The 6,460-nt window shown below is 64.6% G+C and carries 6 protein-coding genes; all 6 read right to left on the bottom strand.

The features are described from left to right. Positions 1–130: 130 nt before the first annotated feature. Positions 131–658 (bottom strand): hypothetical protein, encoded by a 528-nt coding sequence (locus tag VEK15_32825; GenBank protein HXV65526.1) that lies wholly within the window; start codon positions 656–658, stop codon positions 131–133. Positions 659–1,353: 695 nt separating this feature from the next. Further along, positions 1,354–2,382: a metallophosphoesterase gene (locus tag VEK15_32820; GenBank protein HXV65525.1), complete on the bottom strand. Its 1,029-nt coding sequence runs from the start codon at positions 2,380–2,382 to the stop codon at positions 1,354–1,356. 23 nt (positions 2,383–2,405) lie between these two features. Further along, on the bottom strand, positions 2,406–3,590 hold the full coding sequence (locus VEK15_32815; GenBank protein ID HXV65524.1) for an acetate/propionate family kinase: 1,185 nt from the start codon (positions 3,588–3,590) through the stop codon (positions 2,406–2,408). 425 nt (positions 3,591–4,015) lie between these two features. Beyond that, complete coding sequence (locus tag VEK15_32810; protein ID HXV65523.1) at positions 4,016–5,308, bottom strand: AI-2E family transporter; 1,293 nt, start codon at positions 5,306–5,308, stop codon at positions 4,016–4,018. After that, positions 5,305–6,240, bottom strand: a complete 936-nt coding sequence (locus VEK15_32805; protein HXV65522.1) for a lytic transglycosylase domain-containing protein — start codon at positions 6,238–6,240, stop codon at positions 5,305–5,307. Before VEK15_32805 ends, VEK15_32810 begins: the two co-directional genes overlap by 4 nt. Positions 6,241–6,266: 26 nt before the next feature. Continuing rightward, positions 6,267–6,460, bottom strand: a 194-nt coding sequence (locus VEK15_32800; GenBank protein ID HXV65521.1) for a hypothetical protein, incomplete at its 5' end; no start/stop codon positions are given.

Below are 6,460 nucleotides of genomic sequence, written 5' to 3'. Positions count from 1 at the left end.
AACCCGCTTCGACTTCACTCATCACTTGGCTGTGTCAGCCCGATGAAGAACGAGCAGAATCATGCTCTCAAATCTGCTGATGTGAAGTCATCGACCCATCCACTTTCTTGAACAAGATCACTTCGGAAGCTCAAGCTCTCGTGAATCCCATCTTCCGCAGATGCTTCTCCATCGGACCGAACCTCTCGCGGTAGCTCAGCTCGACGCTTCGATAGTTCGGGTGGAACACCAGGGCGGAGCGGATGACCATGAGCCTCTTGCTCGCACCTCGGCGAGAGCGTACCGACCACTTGAAGAACACCCGTTGGATCCGGGCGTCGACATCCTCCGAGATCAAACACTCGAGGATCTCGCGCAGCCGGTCGCGGATGGCCTCGACTCGTCTAGCGTCCTCCACCGTGATTCGCCCAGTGACCGGGAGCTCGGCGTTGAGGTTGACCTCATAGCCCACTTCGACCGCTCGGCCGTGATTCTTGTCCACGAGCGGTTGGACGTCGTACGTGCACCGGTGCTCGCGGATCCATGCCGAAGCGTCGCTGGCGGCACTTTCGCGTGTATGGTGCGCCGCAGGTTCGGTGAACCTGGGTACCTCGGCCATTACCGCCTGCTCGTCGTCGGGCCCGGGTGCTTCGGAATCTCGCTTTGTCGTCTCTTTCACACGGCCTCCGATGACCCGGCCCCGGGGGAAAGCCAGCACAAGGTCGTGGAAACGATCGGGTACAACTACCGCTAGGTTCCGGCTGCCGTTGCAAGTCTCGCTTTTCACTGTACCTCCACTCGGTGTCCGTCGGTGACGACCGCAATCTCCCGAGGGGGTCATTGACGATCCACATCTTGCTTCCCCCGAGGGCGCCGACGGTCATCCTGGCTCCGGGGAACAGCAAGGATGATGCCAGTCGTTCCGTCAGTGGCCTTGCTTCGGTAGCAAGGAGGAAGCGGGAAGCATGAGTGCCAGGACGCTGCTCGGGGCTGCGCAGGCTGTGTCAGTGTGCGCGGGCACGGGTCCGGTGACTCATCACCTCAACGGCGCGCCGCGTTGTACCTCGCGAGCTTCCGACGATTCCCGAGGTACGGTTGCCGGCGACACGGGATAGTCCCCATTGCCGAAGTCACGGGCTTGCCTTTCACGCCCCTCCATGCGGCCGGGCTCGGCCCTTCTCGCGCTCGTCAGTTCGCGGCTTGCCGAATGCCTTCGTCATGGACTCGCCGGGCCTCGCGAGCCACCAAATTCCTGGTCGCCTGGGCGTTGGCGAGACGACCGGAGTCGCGCTCACCGCAATCCTGTGCCCCTTTCGTGCCTCGGAGCTTCCTTCGCGAACCGGCGCGCTTCTCGAGCTCTCGCAGCGAACTTCTTCAGTAAGGGCAAGCCCCCTCGGGGAGCGGCTCATCGAAGTCGTCGCCGTGCCGGAAGCGGCCGCCGTCGCGCGTCCTCCCCACGGCGTCCACCACGCAGTACTCGAACCATTCCGGGCTCACCCGCACGTGGATGAAGTGATGGAACTTCCCCCGTTCGGGGTCGAAGGCTACGTAGTCTTCGGCGGGCCGATATCGAAGGATGCGCTGGCCGCCTCCTCCGGAGACGAAGTAACGGATGCCCGCCTGCGGAACGATGCGGGCATAGAAGTGGTTGTGTCCGGCGAAGACCACGTCGACCCCTCCTCGCATCAGGATCGGCTCGAGCTGTTCCCCGAGCCGTAACTCTCGGGAGTGTCCCCTGAACCATCCCGCAGCCTTGGGCGTGTGGATCGGGTGATGCATGATGACGATCTTCCAGGTGGCGGTGGATCGGGAGAGCTCGCCGTCGAGCCACTGGAGCTGGTCTCGGTCGTCGCCCGACGGCAGGAGCGACTGGCTGGACGCCAGGGTATTCGTGTCGATCACGAAGACCTGGGCGAGCGCCGCTTCGCCGTACGAAGAATCCCCGGGGATGGTGAGGTGGTAGTAACGGGATCCATTCGCGTAACCGAAGCGGTTCGCGGGATCGAGCTGTCGATCGACCTCGCACCGGGTATAAGCGGTAGCGTCCCGCGGGAGGGGCGTGAGATTGAGGATGCCGCACACCTCGACGTCGTGGTTTCCGAGCGCCGCGTGGAAAGCGACACCGGCGTCGAGGAGATTTCGGTAGACGTCCAGGAAGTTCGGGCCGATCTTCTTCGCTTCGCCCTTGGGGTACAGATTGTCGCCGAGGAGAAAGACGTAGTCGAGCTTGCCTTGCTCTCTCGCGAGCTCCAGCTGACGCGCCACCGACTTCTGTTCCTTGCCTCCAGTGCCCCCGTCCCCTAGAAATGCCACGTAGATCTCCCGCCCCTCCGCGCCCGCGGAACCAACTGCGAAGGAGAATGAGGCGAGGAGCGCCGCCACCAGGCCGGCCCAGCGGGGCATCGAAGGGATCACCGCGTTCCGATTCATATCAGGCCGAGGAGCGTCCCGGTGTGCCGGGCGATCATCAGCTCCTCATTCGTCGGAATCACCCAGGCCGAGACTTTGCTTTGATTCGTCGTGATCCGGGGACCGTGGCGGGCGTTGGCGGCGGCGTCGAGCTCGAGGCCGAGCCACGAGGATGCTTCGCAGATCCGTTTCCGGATTTCGGCCGAGTTCTCTCCGATTCCTGCGGTGAACACCAGGCCGTCGATTCCGCCCAGGACCGCCGTCAGGGCGCCGATCTCCTTCGCCGCCCGGTAGACGAAGTACTCCACCGCGAGCCGAGCGTTCGCGTCCTCGCTCGCGAGAAGCTTCCTCATGTCATTGCTGATACCGGAGATGCCGAGCAGGCCCGATTTCTTGTAGAGGATGTCCTCGACATCCTTGGGACCGAGCGAGAGGTTCTGGAAAAGGTAGAGCACCACCCCGGGGTCGAGTGCACCGGGCCGGGTGCCCATGCAGAGTCCGTCGAGCGCGGTGAAGCTCAGCGTAGTGTCGACGCTCTTCCTTTCCCTCAAGGCGCAAAGGCTCGCACCGCTTCCAAGGTGAGCCACGAGCACCCTGGCTTTCGCGATCTCGGGAGCGACCTGCGGGAGGACGGAAGCGACGTACTCGTACGAAAGCCCGTGAAAACCGTAGCGCTGGACACCTCCGCGGCGGATCTCGAGCGGGAGAGGGACGAGATCCGCAACCGGCGGATGCCCTCGATGAAATGCAGTGTCGAAGCAGGCGACCTGGGGCACCTCGGGCAAGTGCTCGAATACCGCTTCGATCGCCGCGAGGTTGTAGGGCTGATGAAGGGGCGCGAGCGGGACGAGCTCGTGAAGCTCCTCAAGCACCTGCCGGGTCAAAATGACGGGAGCCGCGAAACGAGCTCCTCCATGCACCACCCGATGGCCGACGCCGAGAACCCGCACTCCGCCGTAGAGGGATCGGAGCCACGCGGCGAGCGCGTCGAGCGCGGTGCGCCCATCGCTCACCGCCGCCGGCAGCTCCTGGTCGGCGAGCTCCTCCCCCGCCGCGTCTTCGGCCAAGAGCCTCGGGGCGGTGCCTATCCCCTCGACCTGGCCACGGGATCCAACCTGCCAGGTTCCGTCGGAAGGCCTCCAGTACACGCAGAACTTCAAGCTCGACGAACCGGCGTTGAGAACGAGCGCGTAGTCATCCATCGGGCGTCATCCTATGGCTTCCGCAGGTGGCCATATCGAGACTGCGCCGTCTATCGAAGAGCCGCTCGCACTCTCCCGTTCCTGGTCCTTGCTTCATCGGGGAACCTCGTGGAATTCCCTTTCGGGGGTCCCGGCTCCTTCAGGAAGAAGACGAGGACGATCGCGAGGGCGACTCCGCATAGGAGCGGCGTGAACGCGGTCTGGTAATGAGCGGCCGCGATGGGCGCGGACTCTCCGGAGAGCTCTTGAAGGAGCCATCCGAAGACCGGGCCCAGCAGCGCGCAGGCGACAGCGGTGATTCTCAGGCTCCACCCCTTGGAACTCGACGAAGTGCAAGTTACGTACCAACGAGAGAGAGGGCGCCCAGGCTCCGGTGTGTCCCCCGGAGGAACGCCGACATCCGAGATCCGAAGCACGACGGATCGTCAATCCCGTTCACCCGCCACGTTGCCTGAAGAGTCGCTGAAGCTCAGGTCGCACCTGGAGCCCGCAGCGGCTGGACCTTTCGGAGATGAGCCGGGTTCCGGCGGCGAATGCGGCCGTACGGGGTCCGGCTCGCCGCGGCTCAGCGCTTCGAGGAGGTATGCCGCGGCGGCGAAGACCACCGGGCCCATGACGATGCCCAGAGCGCCGAACAGGGGGAGCCCGCCGAGTATGGCGAGGAACATGAAGAACTCATCGATACCAACCCTCTCGGCGACGAGCTTCGGCCTCACGAAGTTGTCGACCGAGCTCACGATGAGCGCGCCCCAGGCGAGGAGGAAGAGGGCTTTGATCCCGTGTCCCTCCAGCACAAGGTAAATCGAGCCGGGCAACCAGACCGCCCAGGTGCCGACCATGGGAATCGGGCTGGTGAACAGGGTGACCGTCGCCCAGAGTCCGGCATAAGGGACACCCAGGACTGCGAAACCGAGGCCGATGAGGGCGGCCTGGATCCCGGCGATGACCAGCACTCCACGGATGCTCGCGTCGAGCACTCCCCGGAGGCGCGCGAGGAATTCCTCGGTGCGGGTACGCTCGAACGGAAGCAGGTCCGGGATCCGCGCCACCATCCCCTTCCCGTCACGAAAAAGCAGGAACATCGCGAACAGAGTGAAGGCCGTGTAAACGACTCCCCCGGTCACGTTCGTCACCAGGGTGAGGAACGACTCGACGTCGAGGCGGCCCAGCTCCCTGGTGTAGTGCGCGAGCCATTCCTGCAGCATGTTTGGATCCAGCCCCAGAGTTCGCGCGAGCCACTCCCGCGCATCTTCGAGCGGCTCGAGAGCGCCGGCATTCGCCGCGCCGGTGAAAGTCACCTGGAGGCGGGCGCGCAGGCGCAGGAACTGGTCGAAGCCGAGGGTGATGAGGAGCGCGAGCGGGACCAGGATACTGCCGCCGGCGAGCAGCGTCGAAACGAGCGCGGCCAGAGACACGCCGCGGATCTTCCTCGAGATTCGCCGATGAACGGGCTCGAAGGCGATGACGAGGACCGACGACCAGCCGACCACGACGAGGAACGGCGAAAGGATCTCGAAGCAGAGGTAGAAAACGCCCGCCACCGCGCCCAGGAACACCGCCCACTGCAGGGTGGTCCGATCCAGGTGGATCCGCGTGGGCAATGCGTCGGCAGGCGTCTCGGTTTTCGTTCGCTCGGGATGCCCGGGCATGCCGGGAATCTCCCGCCGCCCATCCGCATCGCGACGAGTTTCCATCGCGGTGAACCCGTGCCGCTTCACCCGCGCGGAGGCATCGCGGGCGGTTCACGGCGCCCGAGGCAGCTCGACCGGAGTTTCAAGAGCCGCCAGCCTGGTAACCGGCCGCGATAAGAGCCTTCTCGTCGCGATCCAAGGCGCGGTAGAGGACGTCCCGCGAAGCGGCGTCCGAGCTCGAATTTCTGTTCGAGTTCTTCGTGGATGGCGATGACCTTGGCCACGTAATCGCTGGTTTCCGTCGCCACCCGAACGCTCCGAGCGCGCAGGTAACCTGCATTGATGGGACCGTCATTGTATTCCGCGAGCACCATCCTCTTGTCATGGTAGATGGAGGACAGGATGTCGAGGTCGCGGGCGGCCATCTCGGTGTTGGTGGCGGGGTCATAGAGCATCTCATCGGAGTACTCCCACCCGAGGACCCGCGTGAGGAGCCGTCCGGTCGCGGGCCAGATCTGATAGAGCCCGCGGGCCTCGGCCACGCTGGTGGCCCCTGGATTGAAGCCGCTCTCGACGATTCCCACGGCGAGGAAGAGCAGCGGGTCCACCGAGGGATACTTCTCGGTGGCTTTCAGGAGCAGCTCTGCGGACTCGTACGCCTGCCCCAGGCTCACCCTGGAGTTCACCCGCATGATCTCGTCGCGGATTCCCAGCAGAAGCTGCTTTCGCCGAGAATCCAAGCTAATTCCGACGTTGAGCACCTGGAGGTCGCCCTGGAACTGCCTCAACCGGGCCTGCAGCTCGCGGTGAGACTCGGTTTCGAGATGGAGAGTCCGGAGCGCCAGCAGGATCGACGCCGTCACCATGACCGAGATGACGACGAGCGCCGCCGCGCTCCAGGCTACGTGCGGGAATGTCGAGAGCCGCCGCACCCCTGTCTGGCGGCGCTCGCTCCAGGTGAGGGAGCCCGCCGCGACATCATGCTCGAGCTCCTGGAGATCCGGATGATAGAGATCCACGTTTCACCTCTTGGCGATGAGCGCCGTCACCCGCTCGTCTCATCTCCCCGCCGCGAGCAAACGGCGTACCAGATCTCGACGCTCAAGGCGAGCGAAGCGCGACTTCCGGCCTCCATCGGACGCAGTCGGCCGAGGGCTACGCTGCAATCCGATCCTGAGCGGTCTTGGGAGCGGCGCGATCCCTTCCCCTGTCCACGGGAACCCGCGGCCGCTTCGTTCA

It is taken from the genome of Vicinamibacteria bacterium (genome assembly GCA_035620555.1).
Classification (GTDB): Bacteria; Acidobacteriota; Vicinamibacteria; order Marinacidobacterales; family SMYC01; genus DASPGQ01.
Note: the sequence above shows the minus strand (reverse complement) of the source record. Positions and strands in the feature narration are given on the sequence as shown.